This window comes from Candidatus Neomarinimicrobiota bacterium, assembly GCA_016784545.1.
Taxonomy (GTDB): domain Bacteria; phylum Fidelibacterota; class UBA8477; order UBA8477; family JABMPR01; genus JABMPR01.
Genome location: JADHUM010000011.1, coordinates 18,353 through 44,149 on the forward strand (window position 1 = coordinate 18,353; position 25,797 = coordinate 44,149).

Here is a 25,797-nt window from a genome sequence, read left to right on the forward strand (position 1 = left end):
TTAACTCCTCTTAATTTTTTGGGATTTGACAACTTCTTCTATTGGGCGTAACACGGGTAAGCGATGTAAAACCCAGCGAAATATCCAGATCTCCAGGAACAGGACTGCAAAGGTGACTTCGAATTCCATCCAGGTAGGTATGTAACGATCTACGGCCATCCAGTTAAAACCGATGACTGATATATTTAGTCTGTTCAGGATAATTCCGATAAGAGTCATGAGTGAGGCTAATTTTATGATGAAGGGCTCACCCGTTTTGACCCCCCTGACAAAAAGAAACATGGGTATCATGACAAAGCCGATTATTTCAACAAGATACCAGGCTCCCCAGGATGTGAGCAAATGACTCAAATGATGACCGTGGACCAGATCCAGAATCTTCAAAAACAAATACGCAAACATTGCCACCGAACATATTTTGGCAAGTCCACGCAGTATGTCGTTATGGCTTTTATGACTACCCTTTGCCAACTGGTGAGCAAAAACACGGTGGGTAATTGAACCTTCGAAGATGACCATAGAGAGTCCAGCAAAAATACTCGATACGAAAAAGAGGATAGGAATAAATTCTGAATACCACAGCGGATGAATCTTGCCCTTGGCCATGAGAAATAGAGCCCCCAACCCTGATTGATGAAGGGTTGAAAGGGTGATCCCGAATATTACGGCTCCAATGGTAAGGCTCTTGAGTATCCTACGCGCTCGTTCAGCTCCAAGCCATTCAGCAATTGCCGGGGAAAATTCAATGAGCTCTGCCAACATGTAAAGCATAAAATGCCAGGCTACCAAAAAGAGCACACTGCTGGTCCCGAAAGAATTTCCAATGATGGGATTAATGACATTCCAGGGACGTCCCAGGTCAAGTAAAAGCGCTCCAGCATAAAATAAATATGCCAGGAAACCATTGAGGACTGTGACTCTTACAATTGAGTGATATTTCTCCATTCTGAGGATGTAAACCATAAAGGTGAGCACATATGCCCCACCGGCAAAGGCCACTCCAGTGACCACATCAAAACCTATCCATAAACCCCAGGGAACATCCTGTGAAAGATTGGTAATTGAGGATAGACCTTTCCAGAACCGGATAATGATCAATACCAGACCGAGGAGGATGACAGGTACAGAGATAATATTGAAAGGGGTGAGCAGTTTCCCTTTTGGCTTTAACTCACCTAACAAGAATTTCCAGCGACTCGTTTTTGGTTGTAGATCTTTGTCAAGAATGTGCTCGCTCATTCTTCCACCTCCGTCTCATCTTTACCAGGTTCGGGTTTTGTAGCTTCTCTTAATCCTAATAGGAGGGCAGGCCAGAGCACGAATACAGACGGGACACTGTACAAGAAGCCTTTGGTTAGCTCTGGATATGGTTTGTGATCTATACTGGTATTAAACCCAAGCTCCTCGAAGGGAACAGGAGATATGTTTAACCAGGAGGTTCCACCTGCTTCAAACTCGCCATACACATGGTCGACGTAATTGCTGGGGTCATTCAGGATTCTGCGATGAGCTTCCCTTAATATTTCACTACGTTTTCCAAAAATAAGGCCTTCTGCAGGACAATTCTCAACGCAGGCTGGAATTTCGCCTTCAGTCAGTCTGGAGAAGCACATCTGGCATTTGCCAATCTTTGGATTATTACTATCATACTCGAATTTTGGCATATTGAATGGGCAGGAGAGCATGCAGAAACGACAGCCCATGCATTTGTCTCCATCCCAGGTAATGGGTCCCTCCACATGCTTTTCCATTGCTTTGGTTAGGCAGGCTGAGGCACAGGCAGGTTGGGCACAATGCATACATTGCTGCTTTGTGTATACCTCGCCAACACTGGTCTCCACGGCATTGATTACAGAGTATTGATCTGGTTTTAATTCTCGCTTTACTGCACTATCCGGGTAATCAGAAGGTTCAGGTAAGCCGTTGGCAGCGGCACAGGCAAACTCACACTCCTGACAACCTTCACAGAGCGTGATATCGTGCAGGATAGCATAAAACTCTTCAGATTGAGGCTCAGGCTTAGATTTGCCTAATGCAGATACACCACCCAGACTAGCACCAGCGACACCAAGGGTTTTTAGAAATTCTCGTCGATCTAATGACATACTATATCCTCTCTTCTATAGGGAAATATTCAACATACAAGAAGCTCAAGTATTTGCTTTGAGCTCAAGATTAGCTTGATCAAGAATGAGCTTTTGAAAGGAGCCCCAGAGACCTGTACCAGCAAAAGCCAGTGCTCCTTCAGCGATATCCCCACCGTCCTGCAGTAAGACAAGACCACTTGCAGAATCCGGGGGAGCGAAAGAGTGTGCAAAGAAATCACGAATACGCGCTAACTCTGCCTTCAACCAGGTTGTTGTTTGTTGCCCGAGATATAAGCGTTTGGTCTCAAGCTCCCAGTTACTGGGAACCATTTCAACCAGCCAGCCAGTTGAATAGGGATCACGATGAGTCATACGCATGTTTTGAAGCGCCTCGAAATTGATCCCCCTGATTTTGCCAGATACTGGTGCAGAGATGACCAGCTTTTTTCCTTCATGCAAGATGCTGAAAAGGGGATCACCCTGTTTGATGGATGCTCCTTCTTCTGGAACCTCTATGCTAGTAAGAACGCCTGTCAGGCCATGCAGAAATGCATCCACGCCGACTTTGGCGCGACCGTTGGTTTGCATATGTGCCCAGCTATGAGTGGGGCTGAAATAAATTCCAGCAGGAATGTTCAAATTCTCCATTTTGAATTGATATGCCTGCTTTTTTACTATAGGTGAAAGACTGAGGGCGCGATCACGAAGTACACCCCGATACCAGGTGACGGTGATGGCGATAGCAACAAACAATACGACAAATAATATGACCATGTGAACCTCCTTTTTAGTTCACCTTTATTAGTTCAAGAGAGGTGCCAGTAAAAAGAAGGACGCTTAAGAGAAATTAAAACAGAATGTTACAACCATACACAAGAGAAAAGCATCGTTGCCCAAAGTGTTGCATAATTCATCAGACAATCTGAATACATTCAAACAACCGTAAGGAGTACCCTTTTTGAACTGTGATGAGAGAGTCAACACCTGTAGATATATTCAACACAATCTGAAATCAATGGAAAATGATATAAGCTATTGAATATTATGTGGATAACATACTTAATGTGGTTCCCAGGAAATATTCATATAACTATTAATGACTGTCAACAGGAGGCGAATACACCTTAAATTTATTAATCTTCAGGTCATCTCAACCCATCTGGCTTTGGCTGTTGAAAAACTCTACTGTCATGCTAATGAAATGAATCACGACTATCCGTAATACCCTCCATGTGTTGAAATACTAAACAGGCTTCCGGGCTTAATATTTTTGATTCCAATTCCTCCAGAGGTGCTGGAGAACCAGCTCCTGGGAGATCATAATTTCAAACACGAAATCAAGCGCCCCACCATGGATTTATTAATGAGTTTGAATTATATCACATTAGATTGAAAGCCATAATAATATTTGGGAGAGCTCAACGTGCGACAGTTCATCATCATTCTGCTTACTGCAACAGTTCTACTTGGTTGGGGGAAAACCGGCCATAGAGTAATTGGTATAATTGCTGAAGAGAATTTATCACCAGAGGCCAAAACTGAACTCACAAAAATTTTTGGTCATACCGACCTGGCCAGAATTGCCAATTGGGCAGATGAGATCAAATCTGATCCTGACTGGAAGCATGCCAACGATTGGCATTATTGTACGGTTCTGGATAGTCTGGAATACAGGGGACCAGACGATGGAGGTCGAGCTGTCCAAAAAGTATCTGAGTTCACAGATTTTCTTAAGAAAGGTATGCTGGATGAAAAAGACCAAAAGGATGTCCTCCGCTTCATCGTCCATATCGTTGGAGATCTCCACCAACCCTTGCATGTTGGGAATGGCACAGATAGGGGTGGGAATGATGTGAAGGTCACCTGGTTCAGAGATGAAACAAATCTGCACAGGGTGTGGGATTCACAAATGATCGATCATATGCAATACAGTTATACTGAATTTGCTCAACAGATTCAACTTGGCTTGACTGCAGAGCGCAAGGCAGAGCTTCTGGATCCAGACATTCTGGGCTTTGTCCACGCATCCCGGGGAGTCCATCCTCAGGTTTATGATATAGGAGATGGAAAATTATCCTGGCCCTATATATACAAGAATAGGGAGCTCATGGAGGATCGCTTGCTTCAAGGTGGATTTCATCTCGCTGCAATTCTTAATGATATCTTTAAATAAATGACAGTTTTGCACCGAACTATTTGTGTGTTTGTTGCCTCGCTGGCTATCTGGGGGTCGGTAAACGGTGCATCCCCAGAATCCTCTCTGGACCAAAAATTCAAACTGGTACTTCAAGGGAAAGCGGAACAGGATTTTACTGTTGGTCTAGCACTGGGAGCCGGAGCCGCCAAAGGATTCGCCCATATTGGTGTCCTGGATGCTCTTGAAAAAGCAGGTATACGAATTGATATGATTGCCGGCAGCAGCATGGGCGCCATTATAGGAGGTGGTTATGCTTCAGGTCTCAGTGTGGACTCTTTGTCCAAAGTAGCGCTGACAAGTGACTGGTTAGATGTTTTAAATCTCCTCGATCCTGTCTTTCCTGCTCGTGGATTTATTGATGGTCAGAAAATTCATGCTTTTCTGGATGAATTATACGGTCATCAGAACATTGAAGATTTGGCCATTCCCTTTTCAGCCACAACGGTTGACATCCTGAAAGGTGACCTATTTGTCCTCAATGAGGGAAATCTGGCCAACGCAGCCAGGGCCAGCTCGTCCATTCCCATTGTTTTCAACCCCCTGGCTATTAATGATCAGGTTCTGGTTGACGGTGGCATGATTGACCCGGTCCCCATTGATGTTGTCCGTTCCATGGGGGCAGACTATATCATTGCTGTAAATGTACTGGCCTTTCCTGAGGAGCATTTGGCTAAGCCTGCCTTCAAGTATATGAATGCCAATCAATTAAAAAATAGCCGCTCCACCTGGCGATTCCCAAAAGCTGATGAAGCCTGGTACCAGGCAGGGAAGCCCAATATGGTTGAAATCGCCCATGAAACAGTCATTCTATCCATGTCATTAATAGCAGCTAATCAAGTGGAGTTGGCCAATCCCAATATGATTATCAATGTCAGCACTGGCTTATCAGCGTGGAATTTTCTTGAAGCAGAGATAGCAATTAAAAAGGGCTATAAAGAAACCATCCTGCAACTGGAACTGGCCAAACAAAAAGAATAGAATCTTTTTCTGGTAGCAATGTTATTCACAACAAATGTTCAGGTTTTAGTTGACTCAGTCAATGGTCAGTAGAAATTAAATCCATGCGAAAAATTCCCTTCTTCAAACATGCAATGAAGATATGGATCATCCTCTTCATACTGAGTCTGATGTGGTCATGCAGTTTTTTTGGAACCCGTAAAAAGGGTGAATACATCCCTATTGAATTTGATCTCCAGAAAGAAGTTGGTCCCTTTGAAGGTCTTGGCGCTAATGTTCCTATCAGTTTTTACAGTCGCAGGATGAAAGTCCTCCAAACCTTTAATGAATTGGATATCAGATATATCCGTGTCAAACGTGAAGACGATAACTGGAATGATATTCTGGCGCTCCGTGCTTCCACATCTCGCCTGGGGGTCAAATGGATTTATAGTCTGGATGCCATCCCTGCTCAATTTCTGAATGATTATGGCAGACTGGTTGATGTGAAAGGCTTTGCAGGTTGGTGGGCTGAGGAAGTTGATGAGCTGCTCTATCAAGATGTTCCAGCAGATTATATTGAGCTACTGGATACCCCGGATATTTTGAGAGGTGATTCCCTGGCTCTTAACTCCGATTTGTTTAACGAATTGGTTCATGCCACCCGCGCCGAGCTTGATCTTCGGGATTTTCAAGATGTTGCTATTCTGGGACCGGGACTCTCTTCACCTGCTTTTGCCGGGGACCTGGAAACCTGGTATATGGATCTTGATCAGGCTGGTTTTGATATCCTGCCATTTTGGACAGTACATAGCTGGGAAAATACGATTGAAGGTGCACAGATCGGTCCTGCATTTGGAAGTTTCTTTGAATATCTGGACAGGATCGAATCAAGAAAACCTCTGATGGTTACCTCATTTGCCACCTCTGAGACAAAATTTAACGATATCCAGTATCCAGATCCCAATCAATATGACCTTCTGGGCAACTTGAATACATTTGAAACTTATTACTATAGTGCAACTTTCACATTGCCATACGCGCTGCGGGTCTATTCAAATACCCTGGACTTATTAAAACATAAGCAAGTCGTACCTTTTCTCTATCAACTATATGACGCCCCTGCCGATGTGAAATACAAAAAAAGGTCCTGGGGACTTTTGGACCTCAATGGTGGTGAGAAACCTGTTTTTTCTCTGCTATCACAGCTCATGAAACGGGTTCCCAAGCGAGCTACCATCGTAGCAACCATTGATCCCACCCAGGATGGATTAAATGCCCTGACTTTCAAAAATCCGGATGAAGTTATTGTTACCGTTTTAAATGAAAGTCTGGAGGCTAAATCAATCCAGATAAATTTGCAGGGAGTGGATCGCAAATTGGAAATCAGTAGTGCGGCGGTTCACTATTCACCTGGTTTATTACCTCCCGAAGAGGGGAAAAAAGATATAATTGAAACGGAAGAATTAGAATTAAAACCCCGATTCGACGGAGCAAACCACAGTTATGTGTTTACTCTGATGCTAAAACCTCAATCCATATTTGTAGGCGAATTTCACTACAAATAGATTTTTCAGCTAATTCAGGTTGAATAGTTATCGTTTCAATTAAAAGTATATTGAACAAACCTACCAGGTTGGTCTAGATTGATCGTAGTATGGAACAACTGACTGCCAGAAAAATTTTCAAGTTTTGGTTACCCCTTGCAGGGACCTGGCTTATGATGTCCCTTGAGGGACCTTTTATTGCAGCCATTATTGCCCGTCTTGTAGACCCGAAATTCAACCTGGCTGCCTACGGCGTTGCCTTCTCATTTGCCCTCATAGTGGAAGCACCGGTTATCATGATGATGACGGCCTCCACATCATTGGTCAAAGATTACAAATCACTGCGAAAACTCCGCCAATACACCTGGATATTGAATGGCATCATTACGGTATTCATGCTCATTCTTATCATACCTAAGATATTCTTTTTTATTACTATTGACTTAATTGGATTGCCTGAGAATGTGGCACAATTAACCCACGTAGGCACCATCATCTTATTGCCCTGGCCTGGTGCCATTGGTTTTCGACGATTCTATCAAGGCGTATTGATCAGCAATCATGCCACAAGACGTGTAGCCTATGGAACAGTCATCCGTCTCTTTTCCATGGCATCAACTGCTCTGGGTTTGTTTATTTTCACTAAACTCCCCGGTGTATATATCGGTACCGCCGCATTATCGGCGGGGGTAACCATGGAAGCCATAAGTACCAGAATAATGGTCAGACCAATTTTAAGCAGGTTTAAATCCGCACAGGATCCACAGGAACAACAGGCGGAATCTGCTTTGCCACTGACCTTCCAGTTCATCAATAAATTCTATTACCCACTTGCTCTGACATCAATACTGACGCTCGGGGTTCACCCATTGATCACTTTCTTTATTGGTAAGAGCAACATGGCTCTGGAATCTCTGGCTGTCTTACCGGTGGTGAGTTCATTCGTATTTTTGTTCAGGGGCATTGGACTTTCATTTCAGGAAGCTGCCATCACCATGTTGGGGTCCAGTAAAGAGAACGACAGATTGATATATAAATTTGCTGCACTCCTGGGACTAGCACTTGCTTCGGCCCTCATAATTACAGCGATCACACCGTTGTCAAGATTGTGGTTTTCAAATGTGAGTGGGCTAAGTGCTGAGTTGACTGGATTAGCCCTGACACCCCTGTTGATCATGGGTTTATTTCCTGCCTCAACGGTGCTGATATCCATGCAGCGAGCCATCCTGGTTCGAGCTGGAGAGACAGGCCCCATTACCAATGCCACCATCATCGAAGTCTTAACAATTATTACCGTACTCTATATAGGTATTATTCATTTGTCAGCAATTGGTGTGACTGCAGCAGCGGCGGCGTTTTTGTCGGGACGACTGGCCGCCAATAGCTATCTTTACTTCAAAACGAGATGAAGGATTTATACAAAAATGTTATCTTAGTTCACGATTTCTAGTGAGATAAGACCTTGATACGTGTACGTTTGGCACCTATTTTCATCAAGCTAATACCTGAAATTCGGGATGACTTTTAAAGGGGACACATGCTTACAAAAAGATTGTGGCCATTAACAAAATCTGGGATTGTTATATTTCTTCTGGCAGTGCTATTTGTTGCTTGTTCAGGTAATGCAGGCAAAAAACCCATTGCCCAAAATGGAATTCTTGATCTAAGGGACCATGAATTTATCGGTCATCTTAATCTTGACGGGGAATGGAGATTTGTTTGGCGGGACACCAGTTCCACAGCTATTGCCTCATCTGATGACCATATCAATATTGAAGTCCCAGATTCCTGGAAGGGTTATCGCTACAATGGGATTAAGCTCCCAGGACATGGTGCTGGAAGTTATTTCCTCACAATTCTCATCCCTGAAAAATCTGAATCCTATGCTATAAAATTCAGCACGGCAGGCACAGCCTATAATCTGTTTGTTAATGAAGATCTTGTGGGAAGTGTAGGAATCTATTCTGTTGATCCTGCTATGTCCCGGCCCTTGTATGAACCAAAAATTTACAATCTAGGACGCCAGTCCAATCAATTGACGCTAAGAGTTGATGTATCAAATTATGATCATCGTTTGGGCGGGCTTTGGGAATCTATCACCTTTGGGACAACTGAGGAAATTTATGAATACCGTGAGAAACAAGTCGCCATGGCGCTGTTTATGTTCGGTACCATTTTTGTCATGGGCATTTATCACCTCGGCATCTTCTCACTGAGTACCCGTGGAACCGCAGCCCTCTATTTTGGGATATTCTGCCTGATCATCGGTTTGAGAACCCTGATCACAGGTGAAATTTTTATCCATCAAATCTGGCCATCTATTTCGTGGCAAATGCTGGTCAAAATTGAGTATCTAACCTTTTTTACCGGCATCCCGATTTTCTATCTTTTTGTTCGTTTACAATTCCCCGATGAACTCAGCGAGCGTTTGGGTCAGGTTATAGTGGGCATTTCCATACTTTTTGTTCTCCTGGTACTATTTACCCCAGTTGATACCTTCTCATCCTCTCTCAAGTACTTCCAACCTTTTAGTCTTTTGGTCATGCTATACGTCATATATGGTCTTGTCCTGGCATTCATCCGAGGTGAAGAAGGGTCTACCATGGTTCTGGTGGGGTTTCTGTCCATTGTGGTCACGTTTATGAATGATATTCTTTATGTTGCCAATGTTCTTCATACTGGGCATCTCATTTCACTGGGATTGTTGATTTTTATTTTAACCCAGGCCTTCTTGATTTCAATCCGCTTCTCAAAAGCATATGCCACTATTGATCTCCAGCGTACCAAACTTGAGCGAACCAATACAGCCTATCAGGCTGAAATTGAGAGTCGTAAATCAGCTGAACATGAGGTGCTTAAGCACAAAGAAAACCTTGAGGAATTGGTCGAGGATAGAACAGCTGAATTGCAGATTGCCAACAAGCGTCTGGAAGAATTATCCCGAGTTGATGGGTTAACCGGCATAGCCAACCGCCGCCGTCTGGATGAAGAACTGGATCGCGAATGGAAACGGATGCTCCGTGAAAAACGTCCCCTCAGCGTGGTTCTCTCCGATATCGACCACTTCAAGCTCTATAACGACACCTATGGTCACCAGGGGGGTGATGAGTGCCTTATTCGTGTTGCTCAAGCCATGAAGGATACCGTTAACCGACCTGGTGATTTAACCGCCCGCTATGGGGGTGAAGAATTTTGTCTGGTTTTACCAGAAACCAGTGGGCTGGGAGCCATGCAGATTGCAGAACGGGTCAGGAAGAATGTGTTTGATTTAAATATGGAGCATAAATCCTCACCAATGGCAGAGGTGGTAACACTTAGCTTGGGCGTAGCTACACTCATCCCTGACATTGGAAGCCATCCCTCTGTTTTACTGGAAGCCGCTGATAGAGCGCTTTATCAGGCCAAGGGCAATGGTCGGAATAGGGTCGAGCAAAATCTGACTGAAGAATCAGACCAGGAATAGAAGCCCGGTTTAAGTTTTCCGAATTTCTCTATTCGAGAATTTTCCACTCAAAATCCCATTCCCATTTATCAAAGTACAGGTTCCCACCTGACCATTCCACTTCGCCACGTTGACTATCGACAGTCTCAGAGCGAAAATGTTGTTTGGGAGGGACAAAGGGCTGACTGATATCGTCATTAAAAATGATGCGATAACTATCCATGCCGCTGAGATAGAACCAGCGGAGTTGGGGGTCATCACTCTTGCGTAATCCATAAGTGACATCCATGGGAACCCAGCCATAGGGTTCAAAATATATCATACCCCAGTCGTGCATACTGTCATCCGGTGGTTGCAGTTCCCAACCGGATTGCCAGCGAGCCGGGATGCCGCTGATTCGACAGAGGGTGATGAAAAACAGGGTCTGAATACCACAATCCCCATGATGATTCTGGAGGGCATACTCAGGAATGCAGGGGATACTGGAATACTCTCTGGCAGATGCCCATGGTGTATTATTGTCTACCCAGGCGAACAGGAGTTGAGCTTTGATATAGGGGTTTTGTTCATCCCCCACTATTTCCCGGGCCAGAGTTCTCAAATCTTCTGTGAAGACAATATGGGGAGCCTCCTCTTCAAGATACTTGTTCAAACTTTCTTTGTCTTTGAGTTGGGTGACCTGTTCAACATCAATCGCCTGGAAAACACCATGGGAGGTGAACTCATATTCGACAGTAAATTTGGCGGGATGTCCTGCTCTGGCCGGTTTTTCCATATAAACGGTTCGCTGGAGAGCGTATGGATCCGCTAGCTGATGTTTACCTGGAAAGGTTTGAATTATGTGGATGTTCTCCTGACGACCCTCAATGTAGCGGGGGTAGGGTATCCAGCATTTGATCATCTCACCAGCTGGGACTACATCTGGCTGGACTACCACGCTCTGTTTTATATGTATTTGTTTTGGTTCAACAAATATATTTTTTGTTATAGTTGCTGCGTTGATGATCCTGGCGTTATGATCATCCAGATCCAGTTTGGCACCTGAACCAGATGTAATCTCATCCTCAGCGTGTTGTTTCTGCCAAATCAATTTCATTTTGGAATCAATACGGAACAGATTGCGGGCAGCCCTGGCGAAATAAAACTTTTTGCCATCAATGACCATAAATTCCAGAGATTTTTCCGCCTCCCATCGCTCCATGTCTGCTTGTGTTACTTCTGGATAATATTTTTTGACATATTCCAACACTTCATCAGGGGTTGCTGTAAAATCAGCCCTGATGCGTCGCAGTCGCTCTTTTTCAAAGACGTAGGACGTTTGATCTTCTTCTGAGAGATTGCCAACTTCAAGATATTGATCAATCAATTGACTGGCAGTGCCAAACTCACCATTTCGTATTGCATCGTTTATCTGGTCTGAATAATTCATTGGATCCTCAACTATGCTTTGGGGGTGGCAATGGCTTATTACACCTATTGAAATTGCAGCGAATCCCAGCATCAACATTATTTTTGGATTGAACATCTCTAACCCCCTGGTGTTTGTACCTCAAGTTAAAATGTAGCTTATCGGGTTAAAAACATGACCTATTGCTCCATTGCCTCTCCAGATTCGAATGGCTCCAATCCTTTGTGTATTTCCTGATAGGTCGCTTCCATGATATCTTCCAGTTCCATGCTAGCTATTACATCGGTCCGGATAAGTTTTCCGAATCGAACGACGATGGGACTCGGGTTTAAATGAAAGGAATTCTTATTATTCATGTTAAAAACACCAGAAAATGATACTGGTACAATATGAGCACCACTCTCTTTGGCAAATCGAAAAACCAGCCGCTTAAAAGGCATAAGCTGGCCTGTTGGGGATCTTCCACCCTCGGGTAGGACGACAACCTGGAAGCCCTTCTCAAGCGCTTGTTTAGCCTTATTAAAACTTCTCAATGAGCTACGAATATTATCCCTTTTAATGGGGATATTTCCCATCCGTTTCACCATCGATCCATATAGAAAATAGTTGGTATGATTCTCTGCCAGCAGACCCACATAGCATTGGGGGATGACGGCTTTTAAAAGCGGTAGATCGATGAGACTGCTGTGGTTGGCCATGAAAATGAGGGGTTCCCCCTCAGGCAGAGCTTCTGCATATTCAATCTGTGGATTACAATTTAACAGCTTGAAAAGAGTTAAAGTGCGACGTCTAATCCATGAATCATAGGTTCGTGGCGCTTGAAAGTAGGATCGAAAAAATAAAATTAGCAGGACGGGTCCATAATAACCCCAGCCAACCACCCAATAGTAGAGGGATGCTAATGATCTCATTTCCAGAAGACCTCAATTGCCTGCTTCAGGCAATCCACTTCCAGGGGAGTAGATCCCATGAGTTCTCCATCTGGTGTCAAAATCTTGGGGATGTTTGTTTCAATTCGAATATGGCTGGCCTGAAAGCATTCGACCTCTTTCATATGGATATGCTCTCCGGTGATAATCTTTGGGAAACTCCTGATGAGGCCGATTCTACTTTTTGGACCGAGAATTGTCACATCAAGCAGACCATCATCGGTTTTTGCAGCCGGAGCCATGAGAAAGTTCGCCGTGTAACGGGTATTGGAAATTTCCACAAAGACATTCTCCCTCTCGATGACTTGATCGTCAATTTCCATTTTGATTTTGAAGGGCTTTAATTTTAAAATGTGGTAAAGACTCCCCAGCGTGTAGGAAATATTCCCCAGTGCTTTCATCTTTAGGGCTGTGGCTCCAATATCCGCAACCAAACCCAAACCAAGTATGTTCAAATAGTAATAGGTTTTACCCTCTGTTGTGAAATGTCCTACATCAAATTTCCGTGTTGCACCGGTCTTAATAATATCGAGTGCAGGCTTCCAGTCGTGATGGTGCAAATCCATATCTCTTACAAAGGCATTGCCTGTTCCAACAGGTAAAACACCGATGGGAATACGGACTGGTGAGTCGTTGCGGTAATAGCCATTGATGACCTCATAGAGGGTACCATCACCGCCAGCTGCAATCACGCCACCATATTGACTAAAATCTGCATCCCTGGTGAGATCCACTCCATGGCCCTGATGTTCTGTAATTAGAATATCGTAGTCAAAATCGATTTCATGCAGATATGCTTCGATTTGAGGTAAAATTTTACCAGCGTGTCCATGACCTGCCCATGGATTGAAAATGATGAGGTTTTTCATAGATTCTTCTCTTGTTTGATTACAATGTGGTCGAATCAATATAGTTAAAAAAGCGTATGATTTTTGCAGATAATTCCCTGAGATGACTTGAGGCAGGACTTGATTGTGGAGGGCTCTTCATTTAGTTTTCATGGCTCAATCAACTCTGATGAAGCAAGCTTGATTTAAACGAAGGAAATATAATGGATCTACATCAAATACTTTCTGGTATTGACGTAAGAGCCGATTGGATCGGCTTACGTTATGTAAAGGAAAATACAGGATTTCGACTGATAAGGGATGGGAAACCAGAAGCCAATGCAAGAGAATCAAAGCAAGGTGTGATGGTAGAAGTATTGGTGAATGGTCAGTTCGCCTACTATGGCACCAGCCGTCTCGATAAACCAGGTATACAGGCTGCTGCCGAGAGAGCTGTTAAATTAGCGACTGCAGCAACCAAATATAGTCTGCACTCTTTTGGTGTGGAGGCACGACCAGTGGCAAAGGGGAGCTACAGCTCACCCTTTCAAACAGCCGCCGATGCCTTTTCACCAGGTGAGTTATCTGATTTGCTCATTAAAGCCACTGCAGAATTAAAAGTCTCAGATAAGGTGGTCACTACAAATGCCATGGCTCGTACCGTGGACACTGAATCTCATTTTGTCTCTTCCAATGGAAGCGATGTTGATCAGAAATACCTCATGGTCTCTGCAGATTATTCTGCCATTGCCCATGAAGGCAGTGTGACCCAGAAACGGACAGATGGTGGTCTCTTGGCCAAGAGCTACCAGGCAGGTATGGAAGTGTTCAATGAGGCTGATGTCCTGGCACGTTGTCGTAATATCGGTGCCGAAGCAGTTGAACTGCTTACTGCCGAAGAATGTCCAACTGGCACCATGGATCTTATTCTCGCCCCTGACCAGATGATGCTTCAAATTCACGAAAGTGTGGGTCATGCCCTGGAGATTGATCGAATCCTTGGTGATGAGCGCAACTATGCGGGTTGGAGTTTTGTCCGTTTGGAAGATTTTGGCAAGCTCCAGTATGGTTCACCCCTCATGAACATCACTTTTGATCCTTATGTGGAGAATCAATTTGCATCCTATGCCTATGATGACGGTGGTTTGAAGGCCGAGAAAGAGTTTCTTATCAAAGAAGGTCTCCTGATTCGCGGTTTGGGTGGCAAGGAAAGTCAATTACGCTCAGGAATCAATGGCGTTGCTAATTTCAGGGCCAGCTCATGGAACCGAGCCCCCATTGATAGAATGGCCAATCTCAACCTGGAACCAGGCAATTCAACCAGTGATGAAATGATTGCTTCTGTTGAGAAGGGTGTCTTTATGACCTCTAATCGATCCTGGTCCATTGATGACTATAGAAACAAATTTCAGTTTGGTTGTGAATATGGCAAGCTCATTGAAAACGGGAAACTGACCAAAACGGTTAAGAATCCAAATTACAGAGCCATATCCAACCCATTCTGGCGTAGCCTGAAAATGCTGGGCAATAGAGATACCTTTGAAATATATGGTACTCCATTTTGTGGCAAAGGCGAACCCAACCAGATCATTCGCGTGGGACACGCTAGCCCATTATGTCTGTTTGAAGGTGTGGAGATATTTGGTGGAGCCTAAGAGCTCTACTGGAGAACGCACATTTCTGATAGCTGAAAATATTTATTGAGGTACCCAATGGAAAAATTATTTAAACAAATTAACCAGACAATTATGACTGAGCTCCGAAAAGGTGAATGTCTGGGGCTGAGTTTTGGAGGCGAGCAATCGACCTTTACTCGCATCAATGCAGCTAAGGTCAGACAAATAGGCAATGTTGATGAGGCTGATCTTGGTTTTAATCTCATATTAAATGGCAGAAGAACCACTGGCAGCATCTCTCTTTCTGGTGGCCTTGAAGAAGATCTCAGCAGAGCACGGGGAGAATTAGAACGATTAAGGGCAGAGGTGGTTCAGCTACCAGAAGATCCATATCTGGTTCTACCTGAAAGCACGGAAACCAGTCGGAGTGAAAAACAAGGCGATCTGCCTGACGCTGATGCGATTCCTGGTATCCTGTTACCTCCCATGGGCGATGTTGATCTAACAGGTATCTGGGCTTCCGGTCGAGTTTATCAGGGCAGTGCCAATTCATCTGGTGGATATCACTGGTTTGCCTCAGATTCATTCTCCCTGGATTATTCACTCATTACCCCTTCAGAAAAAATGGTGAAAGCCACTTTTGCCGGCACAGAATGGGATCAGACGGCCTATGAGGCATTCCTGGCTGATTCAATTACCAAGTTGGAACTCATGTCACTGCCACCCAAAAAGATTGAACCTGGCGATTACAGGACTTTTATCGCAGCAGCAGGTGTCTCAGACATTCTCTCCATGTTTTCATGGGGTGGTGTTTCTGAGGCTGCCATTCGTCAGAGTGAAAGCTGTTTGGGAAAAATGCGCAATGAAAATGTCAAATTGAGTTCTCTGTTCTCTTTCTCAGAAGACTTTAGCTCAGGTTTTGCCCCTCGTTTTAATGGAAATGGGGAAGTGGCTCCAGAAAAGACTGATCTGATCAACCGGGGTGAGCTTGCAGGTACTTTGGTAAGTACAAGGACTGCCAAAGAATATGGTGTCGAATCAAATTATGCGTCAGAAGGTGAGAGCATGCGGGCTCCTTCAATGGCAGCTGGCTCACTAAGGGAATCTGATGTTCTGGAAGCCCTGGGTACAGGTGTGTATCTCTCAAACCTCCATTATTTGAACTGGAGCGACATGATCGGTGGACGGATTACCGGTATGACCCGCTATGCCTGCTTCTGGGTGGAAGCGGGTAAAATTGTGGCTCCTATTGAGAATATGCGGTTTGATGACAGTATTTATAGCTTCCTCGGTGAAAATCTGGAGGCAGTAACTGAGAAATTGCATATCAACCCCGATGTGGGGACCTATGACGGACGAGAACTTAGTGCCATTGTGTGTCCCGGGATGTTGTTAAAATCATTTTCATTAACCTTATAGGTGCCTATGCCAAAATCCACATCTAAACACCGCTATTTACTGATAGTCAATCCTGAAGCAGGGAGCCGCTCAACCATGAAGGCTCTGCCCGATATCGAACGCCTCATGCGAGCACGCCATGCAGAATTTGAATTCCACTTCACAAAAGAACGTGATCATGCCACAGAATTGGTAAGAGAAGTGGGCTCCGAATTTGATGTCATTGTTTCGGTGGGAGGGGATGGAACCATAAACGAAATCGTAAATGGCATGCCAGATCTTCACAAACCAATGGGAATTATACCCATAGGTACTGGGAATGATTTCGCGCGGAGTTGTTCATTGCCCATAGGCGATCTGGAGGCTGCAGTCGATGTTTTGCTGGCACACGATGCCAAAAATATTGATGTGGGTGAAGTAAATGGTCGACGCTTTATCAATGTTATGGGTCTTGGCTTTGAAGGTCGAGCAAATGACATAGGGAAAATGCTGCCCTTTCTCCATGGTACTCCAAAGTACCTTATAGCTATTGGAGGTACCTATCTGACCTATCGGAGGATGCCCCTTAAAATCAAATTCAACGATGTTGTTATCGATGAGAAGGTCTTTCTTCTGAGCATTGGAAATGGCTGGAATGTCGGAGGGGGTTTAAGGCTCACTCCCAAGGCGGTATTAGATGATGGTGTATTTGATGTGGGCTATTTGCAGAACATCACGAGGTTCAGAATCCTACAGGTGTTCCCAAAACTATATGATGGCACCATAGATACGGTCCCAGAGGTTAAAATGTACCAGACCAAAGAGTTGACCATTGAAAGTGATCGCCCCATACCGGCCCATATAGATGGTGAGTCATTTGATCCTGTTCAGAGGGCATTTAAGGTGAGGTTAATTCCAAAGGCCATAGAGATCATTGGAAATTGGTCAGCGGATACAAGATTTAATTGATAGATTGCGCAATAACCATATAGTATCAGAGGTGATTTTGATGAAACGTTTATTTATTGTGGCAATGGTTTTGGTGAGCAGTATGCTGATTGGGCAAGAGCTAAAGCCATATACCATGGGAGCACAAAGCACTGAAACCCTTGATGTAGTTCGTGACAAAACTGGTCAGGCTCTTAGCGCTGCCGGATTTACCATTTTAGGCCAATACCAACCTGCTCTGGACGAAATGAGATGGGTATTCATTGTTAATTCCCCTGAGATGATTGAATCAGTTCAAGCAATTGGTGGATTAACGGGATTTGCTGCCGCCTTACGGGTAGGTCTGACTGTTGAAAATGACACAGTAAATATTTCATATACAAACCCCATCTACCTGGGAAATGCCTATTTCCAGAAGAATTTTTCAGACGTTGAAGATAAATTTCTCCTGGTTCAGGAAAAGCTGAAGCAGGCCATGGTTGGTTTGGGTACGGTACAGGATGAAGCCTTTGGTGCAGAAGAGGGTATGACGCCAAAGGATATCCGCAAGTACCACTACATGTTCGGTATGGAATACTTCCAGGATGTGGTTGAACTTACAGAATTTTCAAGTTATGAGGTTGGAAAAAGCATTATTCAATCCAAGCTTTCCAAGGGTGGCGATACCGAGCAGGTCTATGCCTATGAAGTTCCTGGTCAGAAGCTGAAACTGTATGGTATTGCCCTAAGTGGTGAAAACGGTGAAGAACATTTCCTGCCTATTATTGATATCAGCACACCCAAACATACAGCGTTCCTACCTTATGAAATTCTGCTGATGGGTAATACTGCTGTCATGATGCATGGTCGCTACAGGATTGCTCTGGCTTTTCCGGATTTGACCATGACCACCTTTTCCAAAATCATGTCAACTCCAGGTGCCATAGAAGATTTGATGCGTTCGGTCACTGAGTAGACCGTGTGTTGGGCTAAAGCCCGCTTTGTTTGATCTCGTCGCAATCCCCGTCTTAAAAGACGGGGTAATTAAGAACTATTTTTTAACTCATAATTACCCCAGCCTTCAGGCTGGGGGTATGGAAATCAATATTTCAGGGCTTTAGCCCAAACCATTCAGGCCTGGTAATAGACTAGACTAGAATGCAATTTGAATGCACAATATAGGAAAAAACTAATGCAATACACAAAATTAGGTAAGCGGGGACCCAAAGTTTCCACGATTGGATTTGGAGCATGGGCTATTGGTGGAATGAACTGGGGACCCACAGATGATGAGGTTTCACTAAAAGCAATTCGCACAGCCCTGGATGAAGGTGTCACCTTTATTGACACAGCAGATGTATATGGCTTTGGCCATTCAGAGGATCTCATTGCTAAGGTTATCAAAGAACGGGGAAAAGGTGATCTCATCATTGCCACCAAAGCAGGCAATGACTTTTACTATGCAGGCGAAGAAACAGACAATGGCTATGGAGCCATTCAGCAGAATTATAAAAAGGAATATCTCATCGAGGCAGCGGAGAAGAGTCTCAAACGCCTCGGCGTGGAAACCCTGGATGTCCTGCAACTCCATAGTCCCGATATTGAAAAGCTCGAGTGGGATGATCCCTGGGAAGCATTGACAAGATTGAAGGAGCAGGGCAAGATTCAACATGCAGGACTCTCCATCCAATCATTTAAGGAATCTGAGCAAGCATACCTCCTTGAAAGACACCACGATTTGCTGGATGTGATCCAGGTTCGCTATAACCTCCTGGAGCGCAAGGCTGAAAAATTGCTCTTCCCAGAAGCCATTAAATATGGGGTGGGCGTTATCGTGCGCATTCCCATGTTGTTTGGACTGCTTAGTGGGAAATTTGATCGGAAGCGTGTCTTTGAAGGTGATGATCATCGCCGTTTTAATCTGGATGCTGATAAGCTGGATAGCTATTTGACTAAAATGGAGTCCATGGAAAATTTATATAGCCGTTATTCGGATTGGAGCCCGGCTCAGATTGCCTTACGTTTTGGAATTTCTCATCCAGCCTGCCATGTATCTATTCCCGGGGGAAAAACACCTGATCAGGTCAGAGAAAATTGTGGTGCTTCGGATATGCCTGAGGTCACCCTGAAATAACTGAGGGGAATGTGGGAAATACATACCAAAAAATCTTTATCACGGGTGCCAGTACAGGTATCGGGAGACAATTGGCTTTGGATTATGGCAAATCAGAGGCGGAATTGTGGCTCCTGGCAAGATCTGAAAGCAAACTCACCAGTCTCGCAGAAGAAATTCAAAAAGCAGGTGGAAAAGTCCATATTCTGATCTGTGATGCCACGGACGAACCGGCCTTTCTAAGAGCACTTGGGGTTGCCCAGGAGGAGTCAGGTGGTTTTGATCTAGTCATTGCCAACGCAGGATGGAGTGGCAAAATGAAATATCCTGGTGATAAGAATATTGAAGTTCTGAATCAGGTAATTGATTTAAACTTCCGGGCTGCAACTCAAACTTTGGAATTTTTCGCAAAATTCATGGTCATTGCTAAACATGGGCATCTTGTAGGGGTTTCCAGTATTGCTGGTTTTAGAGGTGCTCCAGGCTCTGCAGCTTACAGTGCAACCAAGGCTGCCCTGATTTCCTATTTGGAATCTCTCCGATTCTCTGTGCGCCCCTCAGGCGTTTTTGTAACTGATATTCGGCCTGGTTTTGTGAGAACTCCCCTGACAGACAGGAATGTGATTCCCATGCCCCTCCTCATGGATGTGGATCGCGCCAGTCAAAAAATCCGAAGAGCAATTGAACGAAAAAGGAAGCGATTCGCTTTTCCATGGCAAATGGCTGTGCTCATCCACTTGATAAAGGCTTCACCGGATTTCCTTTATGACTGGGTAGCAGGTCTCACATTTGGAAAGCAGGCAGTATCTGGCCGAACGGGCAAATCAGAAACAAATACCCCTGAATAAGGGGGAATAGACACGATTCTCAAACCATTAACCTCATTGGTGGGATATATGATAATGAAGAGTATCATCTTTCTTATAGACTCCCCGCCAATCCCTCCTATACTTGAACGATGATCAAGACTTTAGATAAATACGTTTTTCGGGAATTACTCACCCCGTTTATGTATTCGCTGCTGGTCCTGACCATGATCTTTCTGGTGAATTTCATCATTCGGGCCATGGATCGAATATTAGGCAAGGGTCTCTCCATCTGGGTGATTCTGGAGTATATCATCTTGAATTTGGCCTGGATCCTGGCTTTGGCCATACCACTGTCAGTCCTGGTGGCCGTCCTCTTAGCCTACGGACGCCTCGCCACAGATCATGAAGTAACCGCCATGCGCTCTGGTGGGATATCATTGCCCCGGATTATGGCCCCAGCCCTGGTATTCTCCATTCTGGTAGGGAGTTTTACGCTCTACTTCAATACCACAATTCTTCCTGATGTGAACCATCGCGCCAGACTTCTCGGATCAGATATCTATCGAAAACGACCCGATATGGACATCGTCCCGGGATACTTCATCGATGATCTTCCCGATTACAACATTCGTGTTAATGAGGTCACTGAAGAAGGTCTCAGCGGCGTCGTCATATTCTCCAAAAGCGATCTCAGAGAACAGGTCTCAATTTTTGCAGAAACGGGTCGCACTGAAACCATTGGTGGTCAGATCATCTTTACCCTTTACAACGGTGAAAAGCACCTGTTGGATCTGGACAAACAGGATGATTATCAACGTGAATATTTTGACTCAACCCGTCTTACCGTCAAGGTAAATAACCTTGAGCTGAAGCGTCGTGAATCCGCGGTTCGGGGAGACCGTGAAATGACGCCAGCCATGATGTACACCAGGATTGAAGAGAACAAAGAGAGATTTAATCGAACCATTGAGAGAATGAATAGCATCAGGCTAAAAAGTCCACTCTTTAATGGTGATTCACTGGTGGATATGATTGCGCTGATGGATACGATCAAGCGTATTCCCGTCCAGGAAAACACACCCACTGAAGCCAGAACCAGGGTTTGGAATCGCACTGTCGATAAACTTGAGAGCCAGGAGCGCCTTCTAAATAGCTATTTAAAACAGATCAATAAATATCTCGTTGAAATTCATAAGAAATACGCGATGGCAGTTACCTGCATCGTGTTTGTGTTGGTAGGTGTACCTCTGGGTATCATGACCCGCAAATCCAGCGGTACCATTGGTGTTGCTATCGGTATGTTCTTCATCTACTGGGCGGCCTTGATTGCTGGTGAGGAGTTGGCTGATCGCCGATACCTGGATCCTGTGATTGCCATGTGGGCTCCAAACGTTATTATGGCTGTAGTTGGACTTTGGATCAGCTTTCAGGTTTCCAGGGAAAGGACCGTCATCAATATTCTCTGGTTAAAGACCATTTTAAATCCTCAGAATTGGAAAATCCTGCGAAGTAAAAAAACTTGACAAAGTAAGCATTTACATAAGTGGGGTATCCGTCTATATTGCTCTCAAATTGTACGCTTAGGAGAGATTATTAATGTCACTTCATACCATAGTTTTAGTCAAACAAGTCCCTGATACATCCAACATATCTGGCGAGGTCATGCGCCCCGATGGAACGGTTAATCGAGCTCGACTTCCTGCCATATTCAATCCCGAGGATCAAGAAGCTTTAGAACTGGCCCTGCGCTTAAAAGATAAGCACGGAGGTAAGGTAACTGCCTTGACCATGGGTCCTCCCAATGCTGCCAACATGCTCCGGGAATGCCTATACATGGGAGCAGATCGTGCCATATTGGTGAGTGATCGTCGATTTGCAGCTGCAGATACCCTGGCTACTTCATATGCCTTACATAAAGCAGTCCATCGTATTGGTAAATATGATCTCATCTTCGGTGGACGTCAGGCTATTGATGGTGATACGGCTCAGGTGGGACCACAAACAGCTGAAAAATTGGGCATCCCTCAAATCACCTATACTCTGGAAGTTCAAGATCTGGATTTGAAAAAGAGAACGATTCGAGCCAAACGAGCCATAAAGAATGGCTATGAGATTCTGGAAGCCCCCTTACCGGTTCTGCTGACGGTCACAAAAGATGCGGCTGAACCACGTCCCTTTGATGTAAAAAGGTTGTGTACCTTTAAACGGGCACAGTCCAGATTTGAAATTGAAGCTACTGTGGATGACAGCCATGATCTGGTGTGGATGGATGAACTTATGGAGAAAGCCAAAGCCCAGGATTTACTCATCGAGACCTGGAATATTGAGGACATCGATGCAGATGTTCAATGGTGCGGACTGGCTGGATCTCCCACCAAGGTGCATAAGGTGGAGAATGTGGTACTCAGCGGGGCTGAATTCAAAAAGGTTCCACCCACTCCTGAGGGCATGAATGATATGATTTCTGAACTGATGCAAGATCACATCTTTGGATAAAACATCAAATCTCTTACAACGGATTCAACGAAACCTACGAACAAAGCTGCGAAAGGCTTCACTTCGTCCGCTTCGTTGTAAAAAACTGATCAGAATGAAGTAGAATATGAAATCAAAAATAAAAGATATGGTGTGGGTGTTTGCTGAGCAAACCGATGGGGAGCTGGCTGATGTCAGCCTGGAGTTGCTCCATAAGGCGAGAACACTGGCTCAAAAGATGAAGTCACAGGTAAGTGCAGTCCTGCTTGGGGATCAAGTTGAAGGTTTATCCAGGACTTTGTTCGCCCATGGCGCTGACAATGTTTATCTCCTGGATGATGTGGAACTCAAAGATTTCCGCAGTATGCCCTACGCAAACCTGATTACCAATCTGGTGGAAGAGAAAAGACCCCGCGTGGTCCTGTTTGGTGCCACCCATATTGGTCGTGATATCGCTCCCAGGGTAGCCTCACATACCCGCTCCGGTTTGACTGCTGACTGTACAGAGTTGAAGATTGAAACGGTGACTATCCGAAAGGTCGAACATAAAGATCTTCTACTTCAAATTCGTCCCGCTTTTGGTGGTAATATTATCGCCACCATCATCTCACCCGATGTAGAAATTCAAATGGCAACTATCCGTGAAGGAGTCATGGAAATGGGTGAACCGGATGCCTCCCGAAAGGGGACCATCATTCCTGTAAAGGTTGAGTTGGATCCAGTCGAAGTTGCAGTAAGGATTATTGAAAAACATCAGGAAGCTTCAAGCGTCAATCTCAAGGGGGCTCCAATTATAGTAGCTGGTGGATATGGAGCAGATACACCTGAAAAATTTCAACTCATCAAAGATTTGGCAAAGTTATTGGGTGCTGAGGTCGCTGGTTCGCGGGCTGCAGTAGATGCTGGTCTCATCAGCTCTGAACGTCAGGTAGGTCAGACAGGAACAACTGTGCGTCCCAAACTTTATATAGCCATCGGTATTTCAGGGGCTATACAGCATCGTGCAGGAATGCAGGAATCTCAAAAAATTATTGCCATCAATAGTGATGCCGAAGCACCCATTTTTCAAGTTGCTCACTATGGGATTCATGGTGACCTCACAGATGTGATACCCAAATTAATCGCTGCTTATAAAAGTCAGCTGCATTAAGGCACATATGTTATACAATACCTTGCCGCAAAATGTTATTCCAGCTTGTCTCCCTGAGCCTGTCGAAGGGTTAAAGGACAAGTCGGCTGAGCGAGCAATTCCAGGAATTTTTAGTCGAATGTGGCTCTTGTCTTCGAGAGCCTCAGACAGACGAACGTTAAATAATATTCATCATGAAGCGAGAATAGTGTATGTCAAATTTTTTCAATGAAAACGCCGATATTCAATTTCAATTCAATCGCATTGATCTTGAGGAAATTATCAGAATCCGTGAAGATGACTATAAGCAGGCTGAGCAGTACAGTTTTGCACCTCGCGACTATGAGGATGCCAAGGACAATTTTAAACGCATCCTGGAAGTGGTTGGAGATATAGCTGGTAATTTTGTCGCTGAACGAGCCAGAGAAGTTGATGAATTAGGCTCCACCTTTGAAGACGGTGTGGTGACATACGCCAAGGGTCTTGAAGAAGCAATGGAGCGTCTGAATCAAGCCGGGCTCATGGGTTTTATTCTGGAACGTAAATATGGTGGATTAAACCTACCCATCTCGCTCTACATTTTTGCCATTGAGATGGTCTCCCGTGGGGATGCATCTCTGATGAATCTTTTTGGACTTCAGGATATTTCTGAAACCATTGAGAACTATGCCACAGATGAAATCAAGGACGAATTTCTTCCAAAATTCAGTAGTGGTGAAGTGACTGGCGCCATGGTTCTCACCGAACCAGATGCTGGTTCAGATTTGCAGGCTGTCAAAACGCGAGCATATCAGGATGAAAAGGGGAATTGGTTCCTCAGTGGCGTCAAACGTTTCATCACCAATGGTAATGCAGATGTTAATCTGGTGCTGGCTCGGTCTGAAGAGGGTACCCGTGATGGACGTGGTCTTTCCCTGTTTGTATGCTATGGTGACGACACAGTCCAGATCAGACGTATCGAGCATAAATTAGGCATCAAGGGTTCACCAACCTGTGAAATGCAGTTTCATGATACTCCAGCTCAACTGATTGGCTCGCGGAAACGTGGACTCATATCCTATGTCATGGCACTCATGAATGGGGCTCGTCTTGGTGTTGCTGCTCAAGCCCTGGGAATTGCCCAGGCTGCCTATGTAGAAGCCAGAAGATATGCCCAGGAGCGCGAACAATTTGGCAAACCCATTTTGAATTTCCCAGCTGTGGCTGACATGCTCATTAAAATGAAGGTCGATCTTGAAAGCTCAAGAACGCTCATATATGCCACAGCCCGAGCAGTTGATATGCATAAGGTCAGCGATATGGAGATGGCAAGGTTAAAGGAAGCCGGTGAGTCATTTGCCGAAATGAAAGATCAGGCCAAACACTGGAAGGCCATGGCTGACTTCCTGACCCCTCTTTCAAAATTTGTCATCTCTGAAAAGGCCAACCGTATCTGCTATGACGCTATTCAGATTCACGGTGGAACCGGGTATATGCAGGAGTTCAATGTAGAGCGGCACTTTCGTGACGTCCGCATTACGAATATTTATGAAGGTACCTCGCAACTTCAGGTTATTGCAGCTATTGGTGGTGTGATCAAAGGGGTTTGCGATGACCAATTCGATGCTTTTGAAGCCCGTGAACATCGCCATGAAGCTAGACAGCTCGCCAACAAGCTGAAAAAGATTCGTACACTCATGGAAAAATGCAAAGTGCATGTTCTGGATAAAGAGGACAAGGCCTATCAGGAATTACATTCTGCTGAGCTGGTGGAAATGTATGGTTCAATCTATGTGGGTTATCTGATTCTTGAAGAAGCCTCCGAGGATTCACGGAAGATGTTGATTGCCAAGAAATACATCATGGATGCACTTGCCACTTCAATGCATCATACAGAATCAATTACCCGGGGTTTTGATACCTTGTTTGCTGATGTGGAACAGATTCTAACCAAGGAATAGACCGTGTTTCGTAGCATCCTTGCATGCAAGGATGCTAC

The 25,797-nt window shown here is 44.7% G+C and carries 21 protein-coding genes; 15 read left to right on the plus strand and 6 right to left on the minus strand.

Going from position 1 to position 25,797, the window contains the following annotated elements; all coding sequences use genetic code 11:
* The 3 genes from nrfD to ISR87_04025 are packed head-to-tail and all read right to left on the minus strand — an operon-like array spanning position 1 to position 2,861.
* On the minus strand, positions 1-1,239 hold the full coding sequence (gene nrfD / locus ISR87_04015) for a polysulfide reductase NrfD (GenBank protein MBL7024599.1): 1,239 nt from the start codon (positions 1,237-1,239) through the stop codon (positions 1-3).
* Complete coding sequence (locus ISR87_04020; GenBank protein MBL7024600.1) at positions 1,236-2,105, minus strand: 4Fe-4S dicluster domain-containing protein; 870 nt, start codon at positions 2,103-2,105, stop codon at positions 1,236-1,238. The genes nrfD and ISR87_04020 overlap by 4 nt, the downstream gene beginning before the upstream one ends.
* 45 nt (positions 2,106-2,150) lie before the next feature.
* Complete coding sequence (locus ISR87_04025) at positions 2,151-2,861, minus strand: hypothetical protein (GenBank protein MBL7024601.1); 711 nt, start codon at positions 2,859-2,861, stop codon at positions 2,151-2,153.
* 649 nt (positions 2,862-3,510) lie between these two features.
* On the opposite strand from ISR87_04025, the gene ISR87_04030 reads away from it, so the two are divergent.
* The 5 genes from ISR87_04030 (at position 3,511) to ISR87_04050 (ending at position 10,230) form a co-directional block, all read left to right on the plus strand.
* Positions 3,511-4,260: a S1/P1 nuclease gene (locus ISR87_04030; protein MBL7024602.1), complete on the plus strand. Its 750-nt coding sequence runs from the start codon at positions 3,511-3,513 to the stop codon at positions 4,258-4,260.
* Positions 4,261-5,262: a patatin-like phospholipase family protein gene (locus ISR87_04035; protein MBL7024603.1), complete on the plus strand. Its 1,002-nt coding sequence runs from the start codon at positions 4,261-4,263 to the stop codon at positions 5,260-5,262.
* Positions 5,263-5,345: 83 nt separating this feature from the next.
* Positions 5,346-6,788 (plus strand): hypothetical protein, encoded by a 1,443-nt coding sequence (locus tag ISR87_04040; GenBank protein ID MBL7024604.1) that lies wholly within the window; start codon positions 5,346-5,348, stop codon positions 6,786-6,788.
* Between the two features lie 89 nt (positions 6,789-6,877).
* Entirely contained in the window at positions 6,878-8,176 is a 1,299-nt protein-coding gene (locus ISR87_04045) for a hypothetical protein (GenBank protein ID MBL7024605.1), read from the plus strand.
* Between the two features lie 128 nt (positions 8,177-8,304).
* On the plus strand, positions 8,305-10,230 hold the full coding sequence (locus ISR87_04050) for a diguanylate cyclase (protein ID MBL7024606.1): 1,926 nt from the start codon (positions 8,305-8,307) through the stop codon (positions 10,228-10,230).
* A gap of 28 nt (positions 10,231-10,258) precedes the next feature.
* On the opposite strand, the gene ISR87_04055 is transcribed toward ISR87_04050, so the two are convergent.
* From ISR87_04055 to ISR87_04065, 3 genes are all read right to left on the minus strand, one after another.
* Positions 10,259-11,638: a transglutaminase domain-containing protein gene (locus tag ISR87_04055; GenBank protein ID MBL7024607.1), complete on the minus strand. Its 1,380-nt coding sequence runs from the start codon at positions 11,636-11,638 to the stop codon at positions 10,259-10,261.
* Between the two features lie 158 nt (positions 11,639-11,796).
* A complete protein-coding gene (locus tag ISR87_04060; protein ID MBL7024608.1) occupies positions 11,797-12,528 on the minus strand; it encodes a 1-acyl-sn-glycerol-3-phosphate acyltransferase in 732 nt (243 codons plus the stop codon).
* On the minus strand, positions 12,525-13,415 hold the full coding sequence (locus tag ISR87_04065) for a diacylglycerol kinase family lipid kinase (protein ID MBL7024609.1): 891 nt from the start codon (positions 13,413-13,415) through the stop codon (positions 12,525-12,527). Before ISR87_04065 ends, ISR87_04060 begins: the two co-directional genes overlap by 4 nt.
* A gap of 182 nt (positions 13,416-13,597) precedes the next feature.
* Between ISR87_04065 and ISR87_04070 the strand changes: the two genes are divergently transcribed.
* From ISR87_04070 to ISR87_04115, 10 genes are all read left to right on the plus strand, one after another.
* Entirely contained in the window at positions 13,598-15,028 is a 1,431-nt protein-coding gene (locus ISR87_04070; protein MBL7024610.1) for a TldD/PmbA family protein, read from the plus strand.
* Between the two features lie 57 nt (positions 15,029-15,085).
* Positions 15,086-16,408, plus strand: a complete 1,323-nt coding sequence (locus tag ISR87_04075; protein ID MBL7024611.1) for a TldD/PmbA family protein — start codon at positions 15,086-15,088, stop codon at positions 16,406-16,408.
* Between the two features lie 6 nt (positions 16,409-16,414).
* Positions 16,415-17,335 carry a diacylglycerol kinase family lipid kinase gene (locus tag ISR87_04080; protein ID MBL7024612.1) on the plus strand — a complete coding sequence of 307 codons (921 nt, stop codon included), beginning with the start codon at positions 16,415-16,417 and terminating at the stop codon, positions 17,333-17,335.
* A gap of 40 nt (positions 17,336-17,375) precedes the next feature.
* Entirely contained in the window at positions 17,376-18,269 is an 894-nt protein-coding gene (locus ISR87_04085) for a hypothetical protein (protein MBL7024613.1), read from the plus strand.
* Between the two features lie 216 nt (positions 18,270-18,485).
* Positions 18,486-19,427 carry an aldo/keto reductase gene (locus ISR87_04090; GenBank protein ID MBL7024614.1) on the plus strand — a complete coding sequence of 314 codons (942 nt, stop codon included), beginning with the start codon at positions 18,486-18,488 and terminating at the stop codon, positions 19,425-19,427.
* An 11-nt stretch (positions 19,428-19,438) separates the two neighbouring features.
* A complete protein-coding gene (locus tag ISR87_04095; protein ID MBL7024615.1) occupies positions 19,439-20,254 on the plus strand; it encodes an SDR family NAD(P)-dependent oxidoreductase in 816 nt (271 codons plus the stop codon).
* 110 nt (positions 20,255-20,364) lie between these two features.
* On the plus strand, positions 20,365-21,738 hold the full coding sequence (locus ISR87_04100) for an LptF/LptG family permease (GenBank protein MBL7024616.1): 1,374 nt from the start codon (positions 20,365-20,367) through the stop codon (positions 21,736-21,738).
* Positions 21,739-21,811: 73 nt separating this feature from the next.
* Complete coding sequence (locus tag ISR87_04105) at positions 21,812-22,711, plus strand: electron transfer flavoprotein subunit beta/FixA family protein (protein ID MBL7024617.1); 900 nt, start codon at positions 21,812-21,814, stop codon at positions 22,709-22,711.
* Between the two features lie 106 nt (positions 22,712-22,817).
* On the plus strand, positions 22,818-23,840 hold the full coding sequence (locus tag ISR87_04110; protein MBL7024618.1) for an electron transfer flavoprotein subunit alpha/FixB family protein: 1,023 nt from the start codon (positions 22,818-22,820) through the stop codon (positions 23,838-23,840).
* 191 nt (positions 23,841-24,031) lie between these two features.
* Positions 24,032-25,759 (plus strand): acyl-CoA dehydrogenase family protein, encoded by a 1,728-nt coding sequence (locus ISR87_04115; protein ID MBL7024619.1) that lies wholly within the window; start codon positions 24,032-24,034, stop codon positions 25,757-25,759.
* The last annotated feature ends 38 nt before the right edge of the window (positions 25,760-25,797 follow it).